Source organism: Colwellia sp. SU-HH01172, from assembly GCF_057553355.1.
Map to the genome: position 1 here is coordinate 541,168 of NZ_BAAJMB010000001.1, position 25,600 is coordinate 566,767.

A 25,600-nucleotide genomic window follows, 5' to 3' on the forward strand; every position below is an offset into this window, starting at 1 on the left:
TGCCTTACCCTCGACTATTCGCTACTGGCTGTTGCTCAGCTGATTTACTCGCGGTTGATGACTCTTCCATCATTTGATTGGTTGCTTGACTTGCCAACGCATTCAATAACTTGCGCCCTGACATTTCCAATGAATCAATAATCGACATAGTTTTACTTTGTAAACCGGTATGAAACAAAATCAACGGAATCGCTGTGATCAAGCCAAAGGCTGTGGTGTTCATCGCTACCGAGATACTGGCAGATAACAGGTTAGCTTTTTCCGCAGGGTCAGCACTAGCAACCGCAGAGAACGCCGCAATCAAGCCCATAATGGTACCTAATAAACCTAACAAGGTGGCAATGTTGGCTAAAGTTGCTAGAAACGGCGTACGTTTTTCTAGGCCTAGCATATGCTCCATTAAGGTTTCTTCCATGGCATATTCAACATCTTCACGACGTCTGGTTTGCGACACTCGATTGATCCCCGCCTGAAGTACTTGTAATACCGGAGCGTCATTATTGTCTGCCGCTTCGCTAATTTTATGTAACTGACCGGATTTCAACGCTGGTTGAATGGCGAGTAAGGCCTTTTTATTTGCTTTTAGCGTTTTCGTTAGAAACAACCAACGCTCTAAAGTGATCGCTAAACCAACCACTAACACTAAGGCAATTGGGAAAATAAATGCCCCGCCGTCTTGTAGAAAACCTATGATGATGTCAAACATGTTGTAAATCCTTACTTTATTACTACTAAAGCAGATAGTGCATCTACTTACTAAGTGGGCTTATAGGGTAATTTTTGTCGTTTGTTACTATTCTTTATTGCTACTTTTTTGCTGTTGATAGTAGCTATTCACATTGTCTCTAAATACTTTCGGGTTAACTGGTGATAACGCAGGTAATCGAATTCTTAATTCATGCTCCTCAATGTTCAAGGTCGAATTTAACTCTTGCCACGGTGTGATATAAATAACTTTTGGCTGCTCTTGCGAGCCTTGCACCTGCGTTTCAATCACATAAGTTGCGGGGGTATTTTTACTGGTTACTTTTTTACCTTCTACTTTCGGTGCTTGTTGCGCTTGCGCCGCAAAACAAACTAAAGCGAGTGATAAGGTACCTAACAACACGTTAAATCTAGTCATAATAATCACCTTATTCTCCTGAGCTATTTTGAGCTAATTTTAATGTCAGGCCTGCCAACCAACGTTGCACTTGCTTATCGTCCTGATGAATTAACAAATACGCTTGATAATGCTGCTGTGCCAAGGCTAACTTGCCTTGGTAGAGCTCAGATAATATGGCTAGATTTAAGTGAGCATCGGCGTAATTAGGCAAACTTTTAAGGGCCTGCAAGTAGCTTTGCTCTGCTGAAGAAAAGTCACCCCGCTCACGCGCTAATACCCCATTAAGGTTATGAGCATAAGGATTAAGTGGACTGACTTTAAGTGCTTGGTTAATTTTTGCCTGTGCTAGCACTTGCTGCTGGGTGTTCTGCGCAATTATCGCTTGATTTAAATAACTACCGGCAAGCTCGGGATTCAGCGCAATTACCTGCGTAAACAACTGCTCAGCGTGCTGCCAATTTTTTTCAGTCATAGCCGCAAGTCCCTGTTGATACAACCCTTTAACATCTGCGGCGGTAGTTTCTTGCACTTGCTGCTGCTGGCGTGCATATTCAATACTCTGCGCTGTTGCTGGAAATTCACTGTCTAGCCTAGTTTCATCTGCCGTTGAACCATCGGCCTTTGTATCTGAAAAAGCCTCTACTTCAGTTTCGTCCACTAAGGCTTTTGCTATTTTTTTCAATTCAGCTTGCTGCTCAGCGCTATTAGCAGTTTCATCCGATTCACTGACGCTGTTATTGTCTAACATTGTGCAACCTGATAGCATCAGGAAAAGTATCGCTAAATAAAACTTATGACTTGCCAAACAGCGATTAAAATAACGCATAAATAACCTCTGGTTGCTTTTCTGATTTATCAAATTTGGCTGGCTCTAATATCGCTAGTGCCGCAAAGCTTTTCTTTATCCAATCGTCGTAGAGTCCCTGCCACGCTCGCTCTGCGTTACTGCTATAGAGCTCAATGGCTTTTTCTTCAAAGGGATATGCGAGCTCTTCCAACAAAATGTTGTACTCTTCTGCAGCCAACTCGTCGAGGTCTTTCGGTAATTGTGACGCCATCACATCAGCCGCCAACATTTGGTACATATTGGCTAATTGATAATTAGCCTTAGGAACAAAATCAGCCAAAGCAAAACTAAATACCTGTTGGTAATAACTCACCGCTTGTTTTAATGATTTTTGCTTACGCTTTAAACTTTTATTCAGTGGCAAGGTTAATTTAGTGTTATTAAAACTTTGCTGATGCGCCTGTCCTAGTTCATAAGCAGATACTGATGCCAAATAGGTTGAGCGCTGCTGTACCCTTAATTCAATATCAGCATTTGGCTGATTAACGACACTGGCTTTATGGGCCGCTAATAGTTTACGGTACCAAAAATAGCGTTTATTAGGCTCTTGGGTTTGGCGATAAAATTCCGACATTTTAAAGCGCACTTCTTGAGCAATGCTAAAAGGCTCAGGGTAACTGTGGGCATAACTGCGAAAATGAACAATAGCTTTTTGCAGATCATCCGCTTTCAGGTAATTCTCCGCAATACTGTATTGTAATTCGCGCTTTAACTCGGTTGAATCCGCACTTTTTTGCATGATAATTAACTGCTCAGCGGCGCGATCATATTGTGCTAAATGCTGATAACTGTCGGCCAACTTCGCCGGGATGCTGCTGGCATATTCATGCTCAGGAAAGCGTTGTTGAAATGCCAACAATACCGAAATAGCTTTAGGCCAATGTTGATTTTTCAACAATAAATTTGCGGCATCAAACTCAGCATTAACCCGATAACTTGCTTGTGGCGTAACTTTACCTAAGCGCAACCAATGCTCTACCGCTAATTGCGGCTGACTCTCTTGAACGGCTTGTCCTTGCTGATAAATGCTACTGGCGATTAACTCATTAAATTCTTTAACTTTGTTTTTATCTTGTTTTTTATTAATAAAAAGTAAGGCTAGCAAGTAGCTTTTCTCTGCTGATGAATATTGCTGTTGCTGATAAAAACTATCCGCTTTTAGCTGACTCGCTATTTGAGCTTGCTTAAATGCTGAAGCATCCAACGCCGCTATTGTCGAACTAAGATTTTCGCCTCTAGCTGCAGAAATACCGTAACTAGTTAAGATAAAATCACTGTAAAAATAAACGCTATCAAAATCGGCATCGGCATCGGCAAAAGAATATTGCGCAGCCTGACTTGCCAATACCTTTGCCCGATCATCTGCGGGGTAATTTTCAATAAAAGCCCGATCCAACTTTGCCCTTTGCTGCAATAAAGTGGCCTGCGCCGACGGTTCAACTGTACTGAGTAATTTTCGTATTGTCAGCGTACTCGCATAGGCAGCGAGATGTTTTATTTCGGCATGTTTCGTTCTTTGTTCATCACTCATCGGCGCTTGTTGATTATCATTAGCTATGCCGTACGCCAAGTTTTGATAACTTTTTAAGGCTTGCTGATAATCTTGAGCCTGAAAGCTGGCATCGGCAAATAATGACTGTTCAGCAATTATATCTAGGCTTTCTACTACTAACAGTTGTGGATAGGCATTGCCGGTAAATTGAATAATATTGAGGTAATCACCTTGCCAATTGGCTGCTTCAGCAAAGGCAATAATTTTTTCCTCTGCTGAACTAGTGTCTTGAGCCTTGGCATATAAGCGGCGGCTGTGCTGCTGGCTAAAGGTCAATAACGAAGGAATAACCTCTTGCTGTTGCTCTGCGCTGGCCTGCTGCCAAAAGTCACCTTTAAGACCATAGTGTTCAACATAACTTTGTTGTAAACGTCTCACTTTTGGGTGATCACCACGTTTTTTTGCCATAGCAATTAATGCCAGGCTAAAGCGTGTTGACCAAATACTGTTTGGTTTACGCTCAATATAGGCTTGGTAGGTTAGCTCGGCATCATGTTCAAGTTTCTTTTCAATTAAAAATGAAGCAAGCTCTTGAAATAAAACATGTTCAAGTGCCACAACATGCTGATTTTCTTCCGTCAGTGGTTGATAACTATCAAATAGTGCAATCAAACTTTGTACTTGTTGTTGCTGACTCAAAGAGATGGTTAAAATTCGTAAGGTGTCACTGACCAAGCTTTGTTTCGACGCACTCAACTGATCAAAATCATTACCGTTAACTTTTTCTATTTCATCACCATCAAGCTTTTGGAATTTGTTAACAAAACGCTGTTGTGAGGCAGTGATGACTAACTGCTCTCGAATCAGCTCAGATAAAACCGCAATAAACTTTTGATCGGCTAAAGCCAGCTCATTAGCTTTAAATAGCGACCAACCTGACATATAAAGGCTATTTAAACGGTACTTTTTATTATGCGCTGCCGCTAATACTTGCTGATATGCCAGCAACGCCTTGCGGTAATCTTGTTGACTGTAATAAATTTCCGCTTGTCGAAACGCCAGTTCAGCCAGATGCTGAGTTTGTGGGTATAAGGTAATAAGCTGCTGAGTGGTCGATAAGCTTTTTGTTAAGTCACCTTGCAAATCATAAGCTTTGGCCAGTTGATAATAGAGGTTTTCATTTTCCGGACGATTCGGATAGCGCTCAAGTAAACTTTGATAGTCGCTGATCAATTTAGTTAAAAGCTCTTTAGAGCTGTTAGCGTCAAGCTCCGTCAAACCAAATTCTTGAAAATATTCTGTATCTAACTCTACCAAACGGTAATTAATTTGCGCGCGCACATTAGCATCTGGCTCAAGTGAAAGCATGGCTTGATAAATTTCGGCAAGCTTCGCACTGCGAACTTGCTTAGGTAATCTTTGCTGAATTGCACTTTGTGCTAGCTTATTAGCTTCGTTTGCTTGTTGAATTGATTTTGCTAAATCAGCTAAGCTTGCACGTTTTATGATCTCTTGATTAACGTCTGGCTCACTAGTGCTTTCCTGATCAGGTAATAACTGACAGCCGGCTAAAGCAAGCGCCAGGCAATATATGCTGCTTACTTTAGCAAATTTCACTTTGTTTTTGTTCATTGCTGACTTAAGCACATTTTCTGACATAGTGGTAACAATAGGCATTATTCATCAGCTCCTATGTTGTCACTATCAGATAAACCGTTATTGCCGGCAATATCGACCTTTTTCAATTCTTCCAGTATTTTTGCCATCGCGCGGCGGCTATGATGCAAATAATAGTTGAGACTTTGGCGTTGTTCTGCGACAAATGCCAACAGCTCTGCTTGAATATTTCTATCGGTTAAATTACCCAGTGCTGTTGCCGCTTGCGTTAATTGGGCATGCTGATGGGCAATTTTTTGTTGTCTGTACTTCAATGTCGGTAAATCTATGCCAGTTTTACTGACTAGGCTTTTATCATCAACAATACTTTCGCCAGCTAAGGTGTTAGCGGGAGCTTCATTGCTCTTGTTGGCTAACTGCTGTATCGCTGTCACTTGTTGCATTTGTTGCTGTAGCTGGGTCAGTGATTTATCTAATTGCTGCAATTGTGTTTGATGCTGCCACAAACGTTGAGGAAATTCTTGCTGTAATTGCCAAGCCAACACACCTTCAACACGTGTTAATCGTTGTTGATATTTACGGACTTTGTTTTGATAAGATGGGCTTGTTGTCATTGCGTCAATTACGCTTTTACTGGTAGTAATGCGCTGTAATAACTGTTTTTGCTGGCCTACAGCAAACACTTTGGCATCAGTATGCTGGGCTACTTCGGCCAGTTTATTGTCGAGTTGATTTCGACGATTTTGCAACTGCGCAATACTTGCTTGATAATTTTTTGCTTGTTGCTGAGCAATAATTTTTTTCTGCCGAGCTTCGTTGAGCTCAATGGCATAATTTGACCATTGTACTTGCTGTTGTTGCTTGGCTATTTGGTTATTCAGCTTGGCTAGTTCATTGGCCTTGCCAAACTGACCTGTCAACTTAACGCTTGCCAGCGCTTTTTGCCACCAAACAGAATCAAGTGCGTTATCGTCACTTAAGCTACTTCCGGTGATGGCTATCGGGCTAGCAATGATTTGTTGCTCAAATTGCGTCAAGCTCAGCAGTTGCTCTTGATACTTAGTTTCCAATTGCAAATATTGTCTAAGCGCGGTATCAAGCTCCCGTTGCACTAAATACTGACGTGCTAATAACACATCCGCTTGCCAACCGAGGTAACTGCTCGGGTAACGTGTAGACAATAAGCTAAAGATGGCTTCTGATTCAGGATAATGTTGAGTCTTTAAACTGGCATAAGCAAACAAGAATAACGCTTGCTCAGTAAAAGGACTATCTTGTGGAAAGTTCGCCAACTCTTTATACGCGAGCGAAAACTGCTCTTGCTCAACATAAAGTTGTGCTAAAAGTAGACTGGCATAATCTTGTAATGATTGTTGCTCATATCCAGCTGTGCTTTGTAACTTGGTCGAATCATCACTGGCGAACAATTGCTGCCAAAAACTTCTTTGCGGAGCTTGCCAACTCATTCGTTTTAACGTCAGTAATGTCTGCTCAGCACTTTCAATATCTTGTTGTTCAATAGCTAACAAGGCCATATTAAGCAAAATATAAGCATCAGCTTGCTTGTGTTTCACGACTTCGCTTGCCATTGGTATTTCAAGCGCCAACTGCGCTGGCTGTGGCCAATAGGCTAGCTGGCTTAAAATATGGTATTGCTGGTAATATCCGTCAGGTAAATGATTAAGCTTAGCTAATGTTAGCTGAGCTTTAACTTGCTGTTGCTGGTTAATTTGCTGTTCTGCGAGCTGTAAAAGTGCAACGGCTAACAGATCTTGAGAAGCAAAATAATCAAAACGCTCTCCAGCATTAATCGACATTCCTTCATCGTTAGATGTGGATATTTGTGCAGCGTTATTTGACAGTTTTTCGGTGATCACCGTTAAGTTTATTTCAGCTTGACGATATAAGCCTAACGACACCTGCAACCCTGCCTCAAACAATAAGGCATTATCGTCAACAACCGCTAAGCGGGCTTTATTATAAGTTAGTTGACGCAGAGCTAATTCAGGTTGCCCTTGAAAATAATGAAATAAAGCTTTGCGATAAAGTTTTTTCGCTAATTTTTCTGGCTGGGCTATTTGAAATGAATATTCATGGCTAGTGCTGTGCTGATTTTGGATTTCGGCGATAACTGCAATTTTAGCCACTGCGGATGGTGTGATTTCGCTTTCAACACTGGTAAGCGCATGGGCAAAATTACAGCAAGCTAACAGTGCGATTGATAACAGCGCATTCATGCCTTTTGTGTTATTTTTAACAGCCGCTGAAATACCCGTCGCCAGTATTTTTTTATTTCCAAAAATCATTGTCATATACTTAAGTCTGTTAGCAACACGGCTTACAGTAACCATTCCTCAACAACCACTTTTGCACGGTAATCTTGCGTTTGGTCTTCAATTCTAAGTTCCAGCATGATGGCATCATCTTCTTTGACAAATTGATAATTAGCTGCGCGCTTAACGGGTCTTTTTTCATTGTCATAACCGATAAAAATCGCCGTTAGCTGGTGCGGACCTTTTTTCAAATTGCCCTGATACAAGCCTTGAATACCACCTTCTTCCAGTGCTTTTCGTTGTCGTTCGGTATATAAAAAACCGGCAACATCTTCATCATCAATTTTGAGTTCAACACTGTCTAAGGTAAAAAATTTACCAATATCAACAGAAACAAAAACCGCTATTTGTGTACTCGCCGGAAACAGTAAATCTTCTTCTAAAATAAACAGCTCACGATTAAGCTCTAGTACTTGCTGTTTAATATCTTCTAGTTCACTGGTAATCCCGTTATTTTTTTGCATAACAACACCTTTAGTAATGCTAGTGTCTTGAGCATTGCTTTGAGCAACAAACAGCACTGTTGAGAAGGAAATAAGCACTAGGCTATAAATTGCGGTAACTATTTTTTTCATTTGGCTTCCTAAAATAATGCTGAAGAGCTTTTGTTTACTCATTAGAACTAAAAATAAACACTAATAAAGGCACGTATCACGTTGGCTGAAAACGCATAAAATGGTTCAGCGCCAACACCGCCTTCGGCATTAGGGTTGCGAAAATCATTGTAATTAAAACGTATGTGATCCCACTGCAAAGTCAGATCAGACTGCCAATCATTAGGTGAAAAGCTATTGGGAATTTTATAAGTGACTCCCATTCCTAAGGTTAAATCATCAAAATCACTCAGCTCTTTATCACGGGCTAAATAGTTTTGTGCATCACGATGCGGGAACAAATCACTGTAAAAGTTTGCCGCAGTTTGCTGGTAATAACGGGCTTTAAACTCCACTTCAAAACTGTCGCCGAAAGGTTGTCGATACAGCAATTCGAAGTCTTGCGAGTTAATATCCCAACTGTCAGTAAAATAGCGATAATGGGCAAATAATGCCGCGCGATAAGGCAAGTAATAACTCGACGAAAGCTTTACCGCAAATGAATTGCGAGTATTGGGGTAAACCTCAGACTGATAACTGACACCTGCAGCGTTGCTGGCATCAACAAATCGCACAGTACGGTACGGATTATTTAAATAACCTTCATCCGCCACGGCTTCAACATTGATACCTGCGGTTAAGTTTCGGGTTAATATTTGGTTGATACCGGCACGAATACGGTATTGCTCACTATTCTCTAGAAAGTTGTCATCGCCGTTGCGCTTAATTTCATTATCGCCAACCACTAAGCCAAAACTGACTGTGGTTAAGTCGCCAAAGGTGTCATGAGAAATATTAAACGCAACCGATTTAGCTAAGTAATCACTTTCATCGCTTTGCCCGATAGTAACTGCCATCAAGGTTTTGTCATGTAAATATTCAGCACCGAGTTGAAATTCTTTCCGTTCTTCGGAATAAGGACTGGCCGTACTCATAACATCAACCGAGGCGGACGAAATAGTATCAACATAATAATAGGCTGACACGGCAATGGATTCACTGGCTTTTTTGCGCACTAACACGGCTGGGCCATCGATGGACATACCACCACCTTGATAGCTGTGATATAAAACATCCGCTTTATCTTTTTCAAGCACTGCCGCATGGGTATTCAAGGCAAGTAAAGCAACAAGCGCAATTAAAAAGCGGCTCAGATTTTTATTAATTACAACCACAACCACCTCCGCCAGAGCCTTCAGCGCCACGACCAGATTCTCTTGCTTCATAAACATGGGCAATATGTCGATTGGCAATACCATGACGGTTTGATGACATAATAGGATCCGCTAAATTTTGACGCTCATAAGGCTTTACCCAAGGCTTAACGCCCATTTGCGCGCAACCGGTCAAGAGCATAAAACAGCAGAAAACCCCGATATAACTCAATGCTCGCGAAGCTTTCTTTATCGATTGTCTTAGCAAGTGCTGATGGCTCAATGAGTAATTAGTGCTTAGCATGATTATTCTCTGATCAACTGTTTAATAACTTTGGCATATTTCTTTTCATAGCCTTTTTGGTAGCCACGAAATACTGAACGCACCTTACCGTGGCGGTCAATAATCACTGTGGTTGGCATTGCCTCAACATTATAAGCTGCCGATATTTCATTGCTGGCATCGAAGAAAATTGGGAAATCAACACCTAGCTCTTGAATGTAATCAAGGCCAGCTTGGTTTTCTTGCTCAACATTCACCCCCCACACGGCCACCCCCAGATCTTGGTATTGATCATGAAACTCTTGCAGTATTGGCATTTCCGTGCGACAAGGACCACACCATGACGCCCAAAAGTTAATCACGATAATATTGCCACGTTGCTCGGTAAGGTTCAGATTCTTACCTGACATGCTTTTTAAAGTAAAATCAGGCGCATTGTCACCTAAATTTAGTGCTTGGCTTGCACCACTAAATAAAGTAGCCATTGAAAATAGCGCCGCAATAAATAAACTTCTGCTATTAATATGCTTATGTGTTGCTGGTTTGGCTTGTAATGTCATGCTATCGCCCTATTTATTTACATCAATCTGAAAATGAAAAAGTTGTTTAAAAGTAAAATGAGACACCAGTAGTCAAACTTAAATTGTGTGTTGTTTTTGCTTCGCCGGTAACGCGGGTGTCAAAAATATGATCACTAATACCGATATCCCATGCGATCCAGTCGTTGGCGAAAACTCGAAAATTAGTGGCAAAATTAACCGTGAATTGATCATCACCAGCAAATTCTGTACTGCCTGCACCAAGCTCGACAGAAAACACACTATTGAATGCCCAGTTATCACTTAAGAAAATTTCACCGGGAAATAAGTTATAGCCAATATTTAAGCCGTAATAACTTAACTCACGTTCATCATCTGTTAGTAGCGGCGAGGTATTAGAGAGTTTTTCAAAACTTGTTGTGCCAGCATCTGCCTGGGAATATTGCGCTTTAAAGTAAAAGTCTTCACTAATATGATAGGCAAGATGGCCTGACACTAAAGTGCTGGTTTCAAAGTCTTCAATACTGATCAAGCCAACTTTAATACCTACTTCAAAATTCTCACTATCAAGTAAGTCTTCTAAAACTTCTCGTCGCTCAACATTGGGCTTTATTTCAGTTTCTGCCGCGAAAATATTTTGCGCCGGACTTACCAATATCAGTGCTAAGGCAAATGTTCGCAAACTTCGCCATTGTTTAATGTTTGCCATTATAGAAATACGCTGAAACCTAGTGTCCATGTACGAACCCCTTCATTATCATCTCGATCAGTTAACACTAATGAGTATTTATATTCAGCACGTAATAAAAAGTTACGCGCTAGGTAATATTTAAACCCAACAGCACTGCTGATCAGGGTATTGTTTCTGTCTTGTGCATCCGCAAGTACACTATGTGGTGTGGTTCTAATCGCCCCCGCACCAACCGCGAAGTAAGGAATAACGCTAAGTTCAGGCAAAGGTTGCGCAACTAGCATCAATTCCGCTATTTCATTATCAGAGACACTGCCAATCGCTTTACCGATTTGTAACTCCGTGCTGATCACCGGACTAAAAGCATAAGATAAACTTAAACGATAAAAATCAGCTTGCTCAAACTCACCATAACCAACGCCAATTTCCCAAATACGAGATAAATAGTCGTCGTTAGTTTGTTGTGCTGAAATAACGGGCTGTTGCTTAAAGCTAAAGTTTAATAAGCTATCTTGATGGAACCAACCTTGATTGCCACGCTTGTCTTGCACTTTAAACCAAGCGGTCCGCTTAACTAGTACAAAAACACTCTCCCCTTGCTCTATAACTTGCGTAATGGGATAACCTCGGCCCGGCCCAGAGCGCAATTCAATATAAGGGACTTCAATAACAATGCTCGGACTTAATGCCGGCGCTACTATCTCATTATTACTTTCTTGGGCACTGACAAAACCATTAAAGCACACCATAATCACGGCTAATAAAAACGGCTTTATACCACGACCAGTGTTGCTAAATAACATCATTATTGCTCCACCTGATAAAATGGTGTGTTGTAATACTGAGCACCAATATCAAGCCATTCGCTGATCAACCTTTGCTCGTCAGCCGTTAACATATTCTGATGTATGTCACTATTGAGCACCTGAAAAAAACGACTACTTGCTTGCGCACCATTGGTCGACAAAATATTTGCAACGTCAACAGTAGTCATAACAGGGATTGGTTGGCCATTCTCATCTAATACCAAATTGCCATCAGCGTCTCGAACATAAACCGGATCGCCATTGCCATCTAACAGCGGAACTTGTCGGTCAACTAGAATACCTTCCACCAGCTCTTGCTCAACATCGGCAAAAAATAGCTCACGATAGCTAGTTAAATGAGCCGGCTCATCTGTTGATGCGCTAGCGGTTAGGTCTAATTGCCCCGCCGGAACTTGCGCAACACTGTCGGTGTCTAAAATACTGTGGCAGCTAGTACAGGTATTATCTTGAATTTGTTCATTGGTAACTTCATCAAAAACCAAACGTGATTTTAGCCACAGTGGTTGCAAGTGCTCAGTGTAATTAACTTGTATCCGACAATACGCGGTCCAGTTAGTAAAGCACTCACTACCATTAGGCTTAGTTGTAGTGATGTTTTGATAACTGATATTTAGCGCTGGATTTAATGTCGCCGTTGCGGGATCGCTCCAAATATCTTGATAGACTAAATCGCTACTTAATGCCGGCAAGCCCAGCACTGTTTCTACCGTTTCAGCCATGGTTTGTGAGAATTTCGGTAACATTTGTGGATTGGTATTTGGAAATGCAACCCCCTCTGAGACAGCGCCAGCATTAATACTCGGCGCTTGCGCTGAAATTCTGCCGTGCGGCAATTCGCTATCGCCAGTGTGGCAACCATGACATTCCATGGTTTCCCCTGGCTTAACTGTTAACCATTGACGGTGGCGACCACCAATACGCTGGCCATTGCGATCTAAAACACTTAAGGCGAACGGCACGTTTGCCGGCACTTTTACCTTAACCGAACCATCGGGCTGAATGGCACTATAACCTAAAATTTCTCGCATCAATTGTGCTCGGCTGCGGCCAAAATCGGTATTATCTAAATCTTTTACTTCTTCAGGCGGCATAGGCACACCACGAACTAAACGTAAAAAGCGCGCTGGCCTTTGCTCAGCAATCGTTTGCGTTGGATCCATGGTTTGCGCTAAACCTTGCGGACTTAGATCAATACCGTCAAAGTCATAGACACTGCGAATATGGATGGCGCCTGCCTGTTGATTTGCTAAATCGGCATCAAGGCCGCTGCCAATAACTTTATCAGCAAGAAACTCAGGTTTTTGCTCCGCTTCTTGCATAACAATAGCTTCTGTTAATATATTGCCTTGTGTCGTTGTCGCAACTAGCTGTTGCGTATTATCACTTTGATTAAATAGCCAGAGTTCATAAAATGGCGTCGCTTGTTCAAGGTTATCTTGTGCCAACTGTTCACTGGTTAATTGCCCACAAGCGCGAGTTTCTTGCTCGATAATCACCCGACATAAATCCCAACTGACTAAATAACGCTGGCTAGTATCAGGTAATGGAAATAAGTGATTAATACGCCCAGCCGGCGACAAGGTTTCAGAAAAGTTATAGTCAGCTACTTCACGATCAAAAAGATCGGATAGCGCATTATCTGCCACTGGATTGTTAGCCGCTATCGCTTGAAATTGGTCAGTAAAATCGTCAAGGTTGATAATAACAGGACGTTTCTGAAAATTAGTTTCTTCATCGCCATTTAACAATAATAATATTCTGCCATCCGGTAATTGTTGCGGCTTAGTAAACTCAATATCAACATTTTCTGTTTCAAGTGCTAATTGATGTGAGTGCCAACCGTAAAGCAACTGATTTTCCGTACCATCAGGACGCATACGATATAAATTAATTTGATTGTTTCCGCCCATGGCATCCCAGCGACTATATAGGATATGACCATCTTGTAACACTAACGGGTAAAAGTCGTGACTCAAATTAAAGGTCAGTTGTTCAATATCAGAGCCGTCCGCCTGCATAACATGAATATTTAATGTTGCAAGATCAGTGCGTTCATTATTTGCCGTATACTGTGGTTTGCCTTCATCTAGCAAAATAGCGCGAGATGTACGCTGGCGGTTTGAAGCGAAAATAATTCGACCATCGGCTAAAAATGACGCCATGAGGTCATCACCTTGTTCGGCAATAACCTCATTGCTAATGACACGAGATAACCGTTTAGTGCTTTGCTGATAACGCCAAATATTCCACTTGGGTTGTTCGTCTTCGTCAGCATCCTCAAGTTCTGGTGCCCGAATTGACACTAAAAACTCTTGGCCATCTGGAGATACCGATAAATCGCGAATATCAATCAAGGGTTCACTGGCTTCTTCGCTATCGGCGACTGAGAAAAGGTTAGCGGTTAAATCAACAACAATGGCTTCGGGTGTGGCGTTAGCTTTTAAATTCAACTTTGCGCCAGGATTAAACCTAGTTGGCTCAAAAAGCGGCAAGCTTACCGGTTGGTTAATTTCTTCAGCTGGATCGGTATCTAAGCTGCGTTCAATATATACGACCGGGTACTCTTCCAATACTGGATCTGTATTTTCTTCGCTTAGCGAACTGTCTGAATTGCAACCTGCCGTGAGAAAGACAACAAAAGCAAGTCCGCTAAAACTTTTATTCGGATTCATGCTACTTCCCGAGTGATTTTTCGCCAATAACGATAATGTTAAATAACCAAGTAACTATGAAAAAACTAAGCTAAAACGAGCAAAAAAGTGATTTAAAACACATTTTCATGTAAGTAAATCAATTAAATCAACACACTAGACTTGAACAAATTTCAACCAAAAAGAGGTTGACCACTGTCAGTATTTTTTACATAATTACATTTCGGATACAAAGTACTACAACCTTAGTACTAAATACAACAGTTATTTTTTATTAAATAAAACGGTATATTTTTATTGTGAAATAACGTATACCTAAAAAAGCACACTTAATTTTGATCAAAAAATAGACAAAACAGCTGTGCAAATCATGGATATTTTCGAATATTTTTTCTACTCAACATCTTCAAGGAGGCTGTATGAAGGTGTTACTTTGTAACGTCATTCCAAGCAGTATCGGCAATTACAGTGAAAGGTTGTTTTCGCTGATTGATAAAGCGGTTTTACAAAAAAGAACGCTATTAATATCAAGTGTTTGTTTTGCATTTTTATTCACATCACCATTCACTTATGCTGGGACATTAGAGCAAGCAAAACGTCTTCATGATCGTATCGCTGGAGTGCCTGCTGATGCTGAAACTTTAACCAGAATGGAAGCATTGTTAGTTGATGGAAAAAAAGTTGAAGCGGCTTACGTCGCGATGGAATCGAAACATTTTTATAACACAACATTAAAATTATTTTCCACGCCTTGGACCAATAAAGAGCAAGATATTTTTTTTCCGCTCAATGATTACAGTGCCACGGTTATCGGCATGGTTCGAGACGATGTCGACTTTCGACAGATATTACAAGCGAATGTGACTTATGTCGGCAGAAATGACTTAGGACTCCCTTCCTACAGCAATAATAATAATGATCACTATATCGCGATAGAAGACCGAGCACTCGATTTATCAACTGATCTGGTGCAAGTGCCACAATCAAGCTTGAATGGTTTACCAGAAGCAGCAACAGCAGGCGTATTAACCAGCCGAGCGGCAGCGAAAGCATTTTTTTACTTAGGCACTAATCGCGCTATGCTCAGGTTTACCTTGATGAATCACTTATGTACCGACCTTGAGCCGATTAAAGACAATACCTTACCACCGGATCGAATTCGTCAGGACGTGAGTCGCAGCCCAGGTGGTGATAGCCGCCTATTTTTAAATAATTGCTTAGCCTGTCACAGCGGCATGGACCCACTTGCCCAAGCATTTGCTTATTACGACTACGACTTTAATGGCGACAGCGATCCCGCAGCCGAAGCAGGAAATATTGCCTATAACCAAGATGGCACAACGGATGCGGTTACCGGCTCACGTGTGCAAGCAAAATACTTTAATAACAATACTACCTTCCCTTTTGGCTTTGAAACTCCAAATGATCAGTGGATCAATTATTGGCGTCACGGTGACAACCGTCGCTTAGGCTGGGATCCTGCCCTGAGTGGCCAAGGCAGTGGCATGAAATCATTAGGAGAAGAGCTTGCTAACAGTCAGGCTTTTGCCCAATGTCAGGTCAAAAAAGTATTTAATAATGTCTGTTTACGCGACGCCGAAAGTAACACTGATTTAGCACAAATAGCGACAACAACCAGTTCGTTTAAAGAAAATGGCTATCAATTAAAACAAGTTTTTGCTGAAATCGGCAATTACTGTATGGGAGAGTAATGATGAATAAACTCAAATTATTTTCCTGTTTATTGCTGGTAAGTTATTTAACTGCTTGTGGTGACAGTGAAGTAGAAAGCCAACCACCTGTGCAAGTTGATACGCCGAATAGCACCTACGCCGGCCCAGCTCCACAAACCGAAGATATTCAAAAATATAAAACTGCTTTATTTGATAATGTTGCCACCAGTGATCGTTGTGGTGCTTGTCACAAAGTTGATGATCAAGCGCCTTATTTTGCCCGTTTTGACGATGTTAACTTGGCCTACGCCGCAACAACCACCCTCGTTGATTTATCAACACCGGCACAATCTCGCTTAGTGACAAAAGTCGCCAGCGGACATAATTGTTGGTTAGACAGCGATCAAGCTTGTGCCGATACCATGACCCAATGGATAAAACTTTGGTCAGATGATCGTATCAGTACCGCAACCACCATTGAACTGACGGCACCAATTATCCGAGAGCCCGGTAGTAGCCGAAACTTTCCTGACAGCGCTAATTTATTTGGCACACATGTTTACCCTATTGTTAGTCAATATTGTTCGACGTGTCATAGTGAAACCGCAAGTTCAGCACAATCACCGTTTTTTGCCAGCGATGATATCGATATTGCCTATCAAGCGGCACAACGCGTAATTAACTTAGACCAAGCGGAATTATCACGACTAGTTGTGCGATTAGGCAGCGAGTTTCACAATTGCTGGAGTGATTGCCAAGCCAATAGCAATACTATGCTAGCCGGAATACAAGCATTCAGTGAGCAGATACCGGTTGACCAAGTTGACGAAGAAATGGTGATATCAAAAGCCTTGAGGCTAACCGACGGTATTGTCGCTTCAAACGGTGGTCGCTTTGAAAGCGATACCATAGCGCTTTATCAATTTAAAACCGGTAATGGCAATATTGCCTATGACACATCAGGTATCAGTCCTGCGGCCAACTTAACGCTAACAGGCGACATTGAATGGCTCGGCAGCGGCGGGGTGATTTTCAATAACGGTAAAGCGCAAGCGAGCACAGCTAACAGTAAAAAGCTGCACGATTTAATTACCGCCACTGGTGAATTTTCACTAGAAGCTTGGTTAACGCCAGCCAATGTAACCCAAGAAGGTCCTGCGCGCATTGTTAGCTATTCTGCCGGTGACAATGAACGAAACTTTACCTTAGGTCAAAGCCAATATAATTATGACTTTATGTTGCGTAATCAAGCCACCTCACTCAACGGTGAACCGGCCTTGAGTACGCCTGATGCTGATGAAGTACTGCAAGCGACTTTGCAACATGTCGTGCTAACCTACAATGCCACTGAAGGTCGCAAGCTTTATGTTAATGGCAAGCTTATTGAAGTTGTAGATCAAGAAATTGCACCTTTGGCCTCTTGGGATAGCAGCTTTGCCTTAATTCTGGGCCGAGAAGCGTCAAACAATCATATCTGGCAAGGTAATATTCGTTTACTCGCTATGTTTAACAAAGCAATGACCGCCGAACAAATTCAGCAAAATTTTGACGTGGGTGTCGGTGAGCGTTACTACTTATTATTTTCTATTGGCGACTTAATTGATTTGCCCAATACCTATGTCATGCTTGAAATCAGCGAGTTTGATAATTACAGCTACTTATTTAGTCAACCGTCGGTGGTTAATTTAGACCAACAAAAATTGCCAAGCGCCGTCGCAATTGAAGGCTTGAACCTAGGCATAAATGGCAAAGAAAGCGCTCAAAGCCAGGTCTATGCTAACCTCAGTCGCACTGTATCTAGTGAAGAGTCACTAAACGAACCGCTATTACTATCAGACTTAGGTACTATTATTGCGATTGAAAAAGGAGCTGAGCAAGATGAGTTTTTCTTATCATTTGAACGCTTAGGTGAGCATAGCAATGTTAAAGTTGAGGGAGATTTAGTGGTAACCGCTGAGTTGCCCGCTGAAACAGAAAGTGCTGATATTGGCATTCGAAACTTTGCTGAAATTCACGCCAGCATGAGTCAATTAACGGGGGTATCGCAGGAGCAAAGTAAGGTACTCAGTGTTTATCAGCTGGTGCAACGACAACTGCCGAGTATCAGCAATATTGAAACCTATATTTCTGCCCAGCAAATGGCGATAACGCAACTAGCGATTGCCTATTGTGATAGTGCGATTGAAGACACAAGTATACGCAATAATTGGTTTCCTAATATTGATTTCACCACTGAGCCGAGTATTGCGCTTGCAATTAGTCAACGCACATTGTTTATCGACCCTTTACTCGCACAATTAATGCCACTTGATGTTGCTAGTCAACCAACTAAAACCAGTGTCAGCAACGAATTAAATAATCTTATTGATCGTTTAGCTATTTGCAGTAGTAACTGTGATGCAGAACGCACCCGTACCATTGCAAAATCAAGCTGTGCTGCCGTGTTAGCCAGTGCTGTCACTTTGGTTCAATAGGCTAGATATCTAGGAAATTATTATGAAAAAAGCTAAACATTATCATCCAGATGCGCCGTTATTATTTTCTGATCATAGCCGCCCGGTGAGTCGTCGTGACTTTATTTCTTCGGGGCTAAGAAAAGGCGCTGGCGTTGTTGCTGGTGCGTCGTTATTTAGTATGTTCGCCAACCCCAATAATGCTCATGCAACGTTATCACCGGATCTTGAAGCACTGAGAGCGTCATGTGGCATTAATGTTCAAGGGGCTGGAAAAATTCCCTTTATTTCATTTGATTTAGCCGGTGGAGCAAATATTGCTGGCTCAAATGTCTTAGTCGGTGGCGCTGGCGGGCAACTCGACTTTCTTTCTACCGGTGGCTACAACAAGCTCGGCTTACCGGGTGATATGGCACCGTCGATTGCTAACCCTGAGGTCGGACAATCGGATTTTATCAATACCGAATTGGGGCTAGCCTTTCATTCCGATTCCGCATTTTTACGCGGAATTTTAGAAAAAACCTCTGCGGATACTCGCAGTAGAATTAACGGTGCTGTCATTCCAAGTCGTTCAGATAATGATACCAGTAATAATCCGCATAACCCTATGTATGCTATTGCTGCAGCGGGAGCCGATGGCTCATTAATGCCTTTAGCTGGTTCAAGAAATACAGACTCAGGTGGCAACTCAATGGCACCGAGTCGCTTTATTGATTTAAGTAAGCGACCAACAAAAATTGATCGCCCTACTGATGTTACCGGATTAGTCGACGTTGGTGATTTATTTAGTCTATTGTCACAAAGTGATGCGGTTGCGGTGATGGAAAGTATTCAACGGGTGAGCGCACAAAAACTAGCACGCGTAAATACTCAAGTCACGCGTGATGATGTTATTAAAGATTTAGTTAATTGTGGTTATGTTAAAAGTGCCGATTTAGCCGATCGTTTTGGCGATCCTAGCACCCTCAACCCGCTACTGGATCCTGATATTGTTGGCCCAGCCGGTATCTTCTCTCTGGCAGAATTTGATGGCGAAAGTGAGTTTAGTAAAACCTCTTCTATCATGAAGCTGGTGGTTAATGGTTTTTCCGGTGCTGGTACTGTCACTATGGGCGGCTTTGATTACCACACCGGCGAACGTGCAACGGGCGAGCTTAGAGATTTACGTGCCGGCCGATGCATGGGCGCTTGTCTTGAATATGCCGCTAGACGCAACAAACCATTAATGATGTATGTTTTCAGTGATGGCTCTGTCGCCAGTAATGGCCGTATTGATGACTCAGTCGAAGGTCGAGGTAAAGGCGAATGGACCGGTGATAACTCATCTACTGGTGCATCATTCTTTTTAGTCTATAACCCCAATGGTCGGCCGCAACTCAATGGCGCTGACGACAACCAAATGGCAATGCGTCAACAAATCGGTTTTATGCGACCTGATGCTTCTGTAGACACCAGTTCAGCGCCGTCGGCAAACAATGTCAACTTGCTAGTAGAAACGGTGTTACTGAACTATTTAGCTTTACATGGTGAACAAGGCAGCTTTACTGGTATGGTACCTGGTCAAGGTTTAGGTAATAACACCTTACTCGACAGTTTGACCGCGTTTCAACCAATAGTAACTAACACTATTAATCAAGTTTAAGCTTAATAGCTAGTTTATAGCATGCCATTAGCGCTAATAAAAAAGCACCTATCAAGGTGCTTTTTTTGTTGCTCGGTACTTAAAATGAAATGCTGTCGCTGGTAATTTTTAGTTCTGTTGTAAACCGAGTGAGAAATGTAGCTTTTGCTGATTATCAATAATAATGGCTTCATAGTTAGGTAAGTTATTAATATACGCCATACCTTGCTCTAAGCCCAAAACAAAAAGCGTTGTCGATAAAGCATCAACATAGGTTGGATCTCGCCCTATCACAGAAACACTAACCACTTGCTGCGCTGACTTGCCAGTTTTCGGGTTAATAATATGATGATAACGCACGTCATCTTCAATAAAGTAACGTTCATAGTCACCCGAGGTAGAAATGGCTTCATCACTGAGCGGTAAATGAACCGCAGTTTTGTCATTCGCTCGCGGATGTTTAATACCTACCAGCCAAGGTCGACCGTTACGATCGCCTAATAAGCCGGTATCACCACCGGCACTAACTAAGGCATGTTTTATACCTGCCGAGGCCAATATGGCTAAACAATTTTTAACCGCGTAACCTTTAGCAATACCGCCTAAATCTATTTTAATTTTCGGGTGTTTAAAGAAAATGGTTTGCTCAGTTTTATTAAGCACAATGCCAGTATGATCTATGGCGGCAAGTGACTGTTCAATTGTCTGCTGATCAGGTTTTTGTCTCAAACGATAATCGTAATGATAACCCACAGACGCGTAGGTAACATCGAAAGCACCGTTACTTTGCTGAGATATTTCTTCTGCTTTGGTAAGTAAATCAAATAACTCAGATGAGATTTGCACCGGATCTTTCGGCGCTAAACGATTAACCTTTGATAACTCACTGTCAGGTTTATACGGGCTCATTTCACGATCTATACGGCGCATTTCATCTTCAACGGCGATAATAATTTTATTTGCCCGTGCTTGTTCGCTAGCTTTACTAGCTGTTTTTACATCTGTCAGTGGCAGCCAAAATTCCACATGAGCTTGGGTGCCCATCACTTTAAAACTATGCTGATACCATTGGGCGTTAGCATAATTGCTAAAAAATAATAGCATTAATGCCGCATTGAAAATTCGAGGAAAAAAACGCATATTATCTACTCTTAATTAAAAGTTAACGGGCAACGGCCGGTCTGCTTTTGGCACTTTTTCGTAAGAACAAAGCCAAGATACCGCCTATCAATGCGGTAAGTGCAGCAAAATCAAAGGTCATCATAGCACCAAGACCATCTTGCCATAAAATACCGGCAACATAAGCCCCTATCGCGCCACCAAGGCCATAAACACCACCAATATAAATCGCTTGTCCGCGACTTTGCTGATTGGCATTAAAATGCTGCTGAATAAAGGCAATACTAGCGCTATGGTATAAACCGAAACTTAATGCGTGAATAAGTTGTGACAAGGCCAAAGCCATATCACTATCGGCAAAATGGCCAACAATGTACCAGCGCAATGCCGTCAGCAATATACTGGCACTGATCAAGGCTTTTAGTGAAAAACTTTTAAAGAAAAGACCGGCAAAAATGAAAATGCCAACTTCGGCAATCACACCTATCGCAATAAATATACCGATGAGAAAACCACTATAGTCTAGGTTTTGTAGATATAAGGCGAAAAATACATAATACGGGCCAAAGCTCATTTGCAGCATTAAGCCAGCAAAAAAGAACAATAAAAAATTACCATTAAACACTTTATCTTTAATAGAAACATTATCAGTTTGAGTAAGCTTTTTTATTCTCGGCTGACGGCTCATTAATGTAGAAAAAAAGAGCCCGGCAAGAATAATAATGCCGATATAACTAAAGGCCTCAGCGGAGTAGCGCTCAATTAATTCACCACCGAGTATAGCAACAATAATAAAGCCAATGCTGCCCCAAAGACGTATGCGCGCATATATCTTAGCACTTTTTCGAATTGAGCTTAGCGTCATCACCTCAATTTGAGGCTGTATCGACGTCCAGAACAAACTGAACATGGCTAAGCTAAACATTAGAGGCCAGTAACTAACGGTCCAAATGATTAAGCTAAAACAGAGCAAGGATAATAATGCACCAACTTTTACTATGGTAAGTTGCTGACCTGACTTATCAGCAAGGTGCGCCCATAATGTTGGTGCGACGATTTTAGTCGCCGTGATAACCGCAAGTATTTCGCCGATTTCAAGAGAATTAAACCCTCTGGCATCAAGAAATACTGATAAGAAAGGTACCACTAAACCTAAAATGCCGAAGTACCAAAAATAGTTCGATGACAGACGAACGAATTGTTTTGAAGCCACTAATTGGGTTTCCGTTGAAATTTATAGCTAGATAAGTTTACCTAGCTATTTGATATTTAAGCTTCAATATCGGGCGTTTGACAAACCACATCGGCATTTTGCGCTCGATGTCTTAAGTAATGATCCATCAAAGTGAGTGCTAACATAGCTTCAGCAATTGGCACGGCGCGAATACCAACACAAGGGTCATGTCGACCTTTAGTAATAATATCAGCTGGTTGGCCTTCAAGATCAACAGTTTTACCACTAACACCAATACTTGATGTTGGCTTAAGAGCAATAGAGGCAACAATAGGTTGGCCTGAAGAAATGCCGCCGAGTACACCACCAGCATGATTTGACTCAAAGCCCTCAGGTGTTAGCTCATCTCGATGCTCTGAACCTTTTTGATTAACAACCGCAAAACCGTCACCTACTTCCACCGCTTTAACGGCATTAATGCCCATTAAGGCATGAGCAATGTCGGCATCTAAACGATCAAATATCGGCTCACCTAAGCCGACAGGGACATTATTAGCCACGACAGTCAGCTTGGCGCCAATAGAATCTTTCTCTCGCATAATACCGCGTAGTAGTTCGTCTAATTGCTCAAGTTTATTTGCATCAGGGAAGAAAAATGGGTTCTCTTCAACAATATTCCAATCAATATTTTCCGCACAAACATCACCTATTTGTGTCACACAAGCTTGAATGTTAATACCGAATTTTTGCTGTAGATATTTTTTAGCAACCGCTCCGGCGGCAACACGCATCGCTGTTTCACGGGCAGAAGAACGGCCACCACCACGATAGTCACGAATGCCATATTTTTGCCAATAGGTATAATCGGCATGACCAGGGCGGAAGGTATTGGCGATATTGCCATAGTCTTGCGAGCGTTGGTCGGTATTTTCAATCAGCAGACCAATGGGTGTACCTGTGGTTTTACCTTCAAAAACGCCAGACATAATTTTCACTTCGTCGGCTTCACGGCGCGCGGTAGTAAAACGAGAAGTACCTGGTCGGCGTCGGTCAAGATCATGTTGTAAATCAGCTTCACTGAGTTCAATGCCCGGAGGACAACCGTCAATAATGGCGCCTAAACCTAATCCATGGCTTTCTCCGAATGAAGTAACCGTAAATAACTTACCAAAAGTATTGCCTGACATAATGATCTTGATCCGTAAATATTATTGCGCTAAACCGCCAACTAAAGTATTGGCGGACATTTTATTCGTTGCTAGAAAATTCCTGCTGATGTTGCTCAAGCTGTGCCTTAGTTAAACGAAAAACACCATGACCACCACGTTCAAATGTTAACCACTGAAATGGCACATTCGGAAACGCCGCCGTTAAGTGCACCTGTGAATTACCCACTTCACAAATAAGTACACCATGATCATTTAAATGACTTGCCGCTTGTGCCAATATTTGGCGCGTAATATCTAAACCGTCAAAACCGCTACCTAAGCCCATTTCCGGTTCATGCAGAAATTCTTGCGGTAAAGCGTCAACATCTTCTTGATCAACATAAGGAGGATTTGTCACTATTAAATCATAGCTTTGCCCTTCAACCCCAGAAAAAACATCAGATTGAATTGGAATAACTTGTTCTGCTAAACCATGACCTTCAATATTAATTTGCGCAACATTTAGTGCATCAATCGATAAGTCTACAGCGTCAACTTCGGCATCTGGAAAATTCATCGCACACGCAATGGCAATACAACCACTGCCAGTACATAAATCTAAAATACGATTAGGCGAAGAACTAACTAAACCCGAGAACTTGTTCTCAATTAATTCACCAATTGGAGAACGCGGCACTAACACTCGCTCATCAACATAAAACGGTAAGCCACAAAACGTCGCTTGATTGGTTAAATAAGCTGCCGGTAAGCCTTCGATGATTCGACGCTCAAACAAGTGTAAGATTGCCTGTTTTTCTTGCCGTACTAATCGACATTGCATCAATTCAGTTGCCGTATCATTTGGCAAAGACAATTGAAACATCACTAACGTTATCGCTTCATCCCATGCATTATTAGTTCCATGGCCAAAATATAATTCTGCTTGATTAAATTGGCTGGCGCCAAAACGCACGTAGTCAGCTATGGTATGTAATTGCTCGCTCACTTCAGCAAAATCTATTTTATCCACGTATGCCTCTAATGTTTCTTAATTGCGGTAATTATTTTCATGTCAATATTATACTTTCACTTGTTATTGTTCGTCGATGTTTTTAGACTTCGCCAATGAAATTTAAAGACGCACTTAACGCGGAAGAAAAAAAATTGTTCAAAGATGCTATAGGTAAGATAAAACCTATGGTGCAGGACAGAGTACACCCCGCTAAAAGAACCAGCAAGCAGAAAACGACGTTCACAGGGCAAAAAGATAAAAAGATTGTGGCTGAATTTCATTTCTCTGATGAATTCGAACCCGATCTAAATAGCCAAGGGCCAGTAAAGTATGTTCGCGAAGGGGTTGATAGTTTTGAAGCTAAAAACCTACGCCGAGGACAATATGCACCCGACCTCATATTAGACTTACACGGCCTTGACCAACAACAATCAAAGCGAGAAATTGCTGCCTTATTGGCTGCTTGCCAAAAAGAACACGCACAATGTGTTTGTATCGTTCATGGCTTAGGTGGCAGAGTGCTAAAAAACAAAGTGCCGCACTGGTTAGTGCAACACCCCGATGTTATGGCCTTTCACCAAGCACCGTTAGAATGGGGCGGTAACGGCGCGTTACTGGTTTTGGTGGAATTGAAAGATAAGTTTATTCGCGACTAATTTAAGTTGGGCTTTTGATAAAAGACGCTAACAAATATCATTTGGCGAAACTAAGGTAACAAACTCACCCTGCATTTTTTCAAGATGATAATCTATTAGCGCAACCGAGGCGGTTTGAAATATCGGCATGGTATTGTCAAACGTTAGCTCTGCCACTAAATAACTCACCAATGGCATATGCGAAACTAATAATATTTTTTGATATTGCTCGACGCTACAAACGGCATCAATATAGTCATGCACTTCTTTGGCACTGTCTTCTGGGGTAATAAAGCTTAAGGTTTTTCGGTTTTGCTCACCTGATAACTGTTCAATCACCGAATCTGCTGTTTGTTGCGCTCGTAAATAAGGACTAACAAAGATGCAATCAAACTGGTGCTGATTTTCTGCTAACCATTGCCCAGAAATTTTTGCTTCATTAATGCCATTAGTGGTTAATGGTCTTAACGCATCAGATGGTGCAATTGGCTCTGCTTGACCATGACGCATAATGAAAATTTGCATAACTACCTTAATTTAAACGAACTTTATTATTTGCGGCTATAGTAAAGGAATTGTCTATCTTTTTATAACATCCGTTAAGAATAAAATGGACTCACCTTATTCCTTAGG

General features: G+C 41.7%; 21 protein-coding genes. 4 read left to right on the forward strand and 17 right to left on the reverse strand.

Going from position 1 to position 25,600, the window contains the following annotated elements:
- Positions 1 to 4: 4 nt before the first annotated feature.
- The 12 genes from AC27JP_RS02440 to AC27JP_RS02495 form a co-directional block, all read right to left on the reverse strand.
- Entirely contained in the window at positions 5 to 706 is a 702-nt protein-coding gene (locus AC27JP_RS02440; RefSeq protein WP_487111848.1) for a MotA/TolQ/ExbB proton channel family protein, read from the reverse strand.
- An 87-nt stretch (positions 707 to 793) separates the two neighbouring features.
- A complete protein-coding gene (locus AC27JP_RS02445; protein ID WP_487111849.1) occupies positions 794 to 1,123 on the reverse strand; it encodes a hypothetical protein in 330 nt (109 codons plus the stop codon).
- A gap of 10 nt (positions 1,124 to 1,133) precedes the next feature.
- Positions 1,134 to 1,853, reverse strand: coding sequence for a tetratricopeptide repeat protein (locus AC27JP_RS02450; RefSeq protein ID WP_487111850.1), 720 nt, complete (start codon positions 1,851 to 1,853; stop codon positions 1,134 to 1,136).
- Between the two features lie 64 nt (positions 1,854 to 1,917).
- The gene (locus AC27JP_RS02455) at positions 1,918 to 5,121 is read right to left on the reverse strand and encodes a tetratricopeptide repeat protein (RefSeq protein WP_487111851.1); all 3,204 of its coding nucleotides are present in this window, start codon (positions 5,119 to 5,121) and stop codon (positions 1,918 to 1,920) included.
- Positions 5,121 to 7,373: a tetratricopeptide repeat protein gene (locus AC27JP_RS02460; protein WP_487111852.1), complete on the reverse strand. Its 2,253-nt coding sequence runs from the start codon at positions 7,371 to 7,373 to the stop codon at positions 5,121 to 5,123. The genes AC27JP_RS02455 and AC27JP_RS02460 overlap by 1 nt, the downstream gene beginning before the upstream one ends.
- Positions 7,374 to 7,399: 26 nt before the next feature.
- Positions 7,400 to 7,969: an AraC family transcriptional regulator gene (locus tag AC27JP_RS02465; protein WP_487111853.1), complete on the reverse strand. Its 570-nt coding sequence runs from the start codon at positions 7,967 to 7,969 to the stop codon at positions 7,400 to 7,402.
- A 47-nt stretch (positions 7,970 to 8,016) separates the two neighbouring features.
- The gene (locus AC27JP_RS02470) at positions 8,017 to 9,162 is read right to left on the reverse strand and encodes a DUF3570 domain-containing protein (RefSeq protein ID WP_487111854.1); all 1,146 of its coding nucleotides are present in this window, start codon (positions 9,160 to 9,162) and stop codon (positions 8,017 to 8,019) included.
- The gene (locus AC27JP_RS02475; protein WP_487111855.1) at positions 9,149 to 9,445 is read right to left on the reverse strand and encodes a DUF4266 domain-containing protein; all 297 of its coding nucleotides are present in this window, start codon (positions 9,443 to 9,445) and stop codon (positions 9,149 to 9,151) included. Before AC27JP_RS02475 ends, AC27JP_RS02470 begins: the two co-directional genes overlap by 14 nt.
- A gap of 2 nt (positions 9,446 to 9,447) precedes the next feature.
- Positions 9,448 to 9,984 carry a TlpA family protein disulfide reductase gene (locus tag AC27JP_RS02480; RefSeq protein ID WP_487111856.1) on the reverse strand — a complete coding sequence of 179 codons (537 nt, stop codon included), beginning with the start codon at positions 9,982 to 9,984 and terminating at the stop codon, positions 9,448 to 9,450.
- Between the two features lie 46 nt (positions 9,985 to 10,030).
- Positions 10,031 to 10,702: an outer membrane beta-barrel domain-containing protein gene (locus AC27JP_RS02485; protein WP_487111857.1), complete on the reverse strand. Its 672-nt coding sequence runs from the start codon at positions 10,700 to 10,702 to the stop codon at positions 10,031 to 10,033.
- Complete coding sequence (locus AC27JP_RS02490; RefSeq protein ID WP_487111858.1) at positions 10,672 to 11,460, reverse strand: SH3 domain-containing protein; 789 nt, start codon at positions 11,458 to 11,460, stop codon at positions 10,672 to 10,674. Before AC27JP_RS02490 ends, AC27JP_RS02485 begins: the two co-directional genes overlap by 31 nt.
- Positions 11,460 to 14,153 (reverse strand): HzsA-related protein, encoded by a 2,694-nt coding sequence (locus tag AC27JP_RS02495; protein ID WP_487111859.1) that lies wholly within the window; start codon positions 14,151 to 14,153, stop codon positions 11,460 to 11,462. Before AC27JP_RS02495 ends, AC27JP_RS02490 begins: the two co-directional genes overlap by 1 nt.
- A gap of 398 nt (positions 14,154 to 14,551) precedes the next feature.
- Here AC27JP_RS02495 and AC27JP_RS02500 point away from each other — a divergent pair, with 398 nt between their 5' ends.
- The 3 genes from AC27JP_RS02500 to AC27JP_RS02510 are packed head-to-tail and all read left to right on the forward strand — an operon-like array spanning position 14,552 to position 19,900.
- Positions 14,552 to 15,844: a hypothetical protein gene (locus AC27JP_RS02500; RefSeq protein ID WP_487111860.1), complete on the forward strand. Its 1,293-nt coding sequence runs from the start codon at positions 14,552 to 14,554 to the stop codon at positions 15,842 to 15,844.
- Complete coding sequence (locus AC27JP_RS02505; protein WP_487111861.1) at positions 15,844 to 18,279, forward strand: LamG domain-containing protein; 2,436 nt, start codon at positions 15,844 to 15,846, stop codon at positions 18,277 to 18,279. The genes AC27JP_RS02500 and AC27JP_RS02505 overlap by 1 nt, the downstream gene beginning before the upstream one ends.
- 22 nt (positions 18,280 to 18,301) lie before the next feature.
- Positions 18,302 to 19,900 (forward strand): hypothetical protein, encoded by a 1,599-nt coding sequence (locus AC27JP_RS02510; protein ID WP_487111862.1) that lies wholly within the window; start codon positions 18,302 to 18,304, stop codon positions 19,898 to 19,900.
- Between the two features lie 108 nt (positions 19,901 to 20,008).
- Here AC27JP_RS02510 and AC27JP_RS02515 read toward each other — a convergent pair whose 3' ends face one another.
- From AC27JP_RS02515 to prmB, 4 genes are all read right to left on the reverse strand, one after another.
- The gene (locus AC27JP_RS02515) at positions 20,009 to 21,019 is read right to left on the reverse strand and encodes an FAD:protein FMN transferase (protein ID WP_487111863.1); all 1,011 of its coding nucleotides are present in this window, start codon (positions 21,017 to 21,019) and stop codon (positions 20,009 to 20,011) included.
- A gap of 22 nt (positions 21,020 to 21,041) precedes the next feature.
- Complete coding sequence (locus tag AC27JP_RS02520; RefSeq protein ID WP_487111864.1) at positions 21,042 to 22,211, reverse strand: MFS transporter; 1,170 nt, start codon at positions 22,209 to 22,211, stop codon at positions 21,042 to 21,044.
- A 56-nt stretch (positions 22,212 to 22,267) separates the two neighbouring features.
- Positions 22,268 to 23,359, reverse strand: a complete 1,092-nt coding sequence (gene aroC / locus AC27JP_RS02525; RefSeq protein ID WP_487111865.1) for a chorismate synthase — start codon at positions 23,357 to 23,359, stop codon at positions 22,268 to 22,270.
- A 61-nt stretch (positions 23,360 to 23,420) separates the two neighbouring features.
- Positions 23,421 to 24,350, reverse strand: a complete 930-nt coding sequence (prmB, locus tag AC27JP_RS02530) for a 50S ribosomal protein L3 N(5)-glutamine methyltransferase (protein WP_487111866.1) — start codon at positions 24,348 to 24,350, stop codon at positions 23,421 to 23,423.
- A gap of 95 nt (positions 24,351 to 24,445) precedes the next feature.
- Between prmB and smrB the strand changes: the two genes are divergently transcribed.
- Positions 24,446 to 24,988 (forward strand): endonuclease SmrB, encoded by a 543-nt coding sequence (gene smrB, locus AC27JP_RS02535; RefSeq protein WP_487111867.1) that lies wholly within the window; start codon positions 24,446 to 24,448, stop codon positions 24,986 to 24,988.
- Between the two features lie 27 nt (positions 24,989 to 25,015).
- On the opposite strand, the gene sixA is transcribed toward smrB, so the two are convergent.
- On the reverse strand, positions 25,016 to 25,492 hold the full coding sequence (gene sixA, locus AC27JP_RS02540) for a phosphohistidine phosphatase SixA (RefSeq protein ID WP_487111868.1): 477 nt from the start codon (positions 25,490 to 25,492) through the stop codon (positions 25,016 to 25,018).
- Positions 25,493 to 25,600 lie beyond the last annotated feature (108 nt).

Bases quoted from the DNA above. Each gene is read 5' to 3' on its own strand.
- AC27JP_RS02490 (WP_487111858.1), bottom strand. From the start codon at position 11,460: ATGATGTTATTTAGCAACACTGGTCGTGGTATAAAGCCGTTTTTATTA.
- aroC (WP_487111865.1), bottom strand. From the start codon at position 23,359: ATGTCAGGCAATACTTTTGGTAAGTTATTTACGGTTACTTCATTCGGA.
- AC27JP_RS02455 (WP_487111851.1), bottom strand. From the start codon at position 5,121: ATGCCTATTGTTACCACTATGTCAGAAAATGTGCTTAAGTCAGCAATG.
- AC27JP_RS02445 (WP_487111849.1), bottom strand. From the start codon at position 1,123: ATGACTAGATTTAACGTGTTGTTAGGTACCTTATCACTCGCTTTAGTT.
- AC27JP_RS02500 (WP_487111860.1), top strand. From the start codon at position 14,552: ATGAAGGTGTTACTTTGTAACGTCATTCCAAGCAGTATCGGCAATTAC.
- AC27JP_RS02515 (WP_487111863.1), bottom strand. From the start codon at position 21,019: ATGCGTTTTTTTCCTCGAATTTTCAATGCGGCATTAATGCTATTATTT.
- AC27JP_RS02505 (WP_487111861.1), top strand. From the start codon at position 15,844: ATGATGAATAAACTCAAATTATTTTCCTGTTTATTGCTGGTAAGTTAT.
- smrB (WP_487111867.1), top strand. From the start codon at position 24,446: ATGAAATTTAAAGACGCACTTAACGCGGAAGAAAAAAAATTGTTCAAA.
- AC27JP_RS02480 (WP_487111856.1), bottom strand. From the start codon at position 9,984: ATGACATTACAAGCCAAACCAGCAACACATAAGCATATTAATAGCAGA.
- sixA (WP_487111868.1), bottom strand. From the start codon at position 25,492: ATGCAAATTTTCATTATGCGTCATGGTCAAGCAGAGCCAATTGCACCA.
- AC27JP_RS02495 (WP_487111859.1), bottom strand. From the start codon at position 14,153: ATGAATCCGAATAAAAGTTTTAGCGGACTTGCTTTTGTTGTCTTTCTC.
- AC27JP_RS02460 (WP_487111852.1), bottom strand. From the start codon at position 7,373: ATGACAATGATTTTTGGAAATAAAAAAATACTGGCGACGGGTATTTCA.
- AC27JP_RS02440 (WP_487111848.1), bottom strand. From the start codon at position 706: ATGTTTGACATCATCATAGGTTTTCTACAAGACGGCGGGGCATTTATT.
- AC27JP_RS02475 (WP_487111855.1), bottom strand. From the start codon at position 9,445: ATGCTAAGCACTAATTACTCATTGAGCCATCAGCACTTGCTAAGACAA.
- AC27JP_RS02465 (WP_487111853.1), bottom strand. From the start codon at position 7,969: ATGAAAAAAATAGTTACCGCAATTTATAGCCTAGTGCTTATTTCCTTC.
- AC27JP_RS02485 (WP_487111857.1), bottom strand. From the start codon at position 10,702: ATGGACACTAGGTTTCAGCGTATTTCTATAATGGCAAACATTAAACAA.
- AC27JP_RS02510 (WP_487111862.1), top strand. From the start codon at position 18,302: ATGAAAAAAGCTAAACATTATCATCCAGATGCGCCGTTATTATTTTCT.
- AC27JP_RS02450 (WP_487111850.1), bottom strand. From the start codon at position 1,853: ATGTTAGACAATAACAGCGTCAGTGAATCGGATGAAACTGCTAATAGC.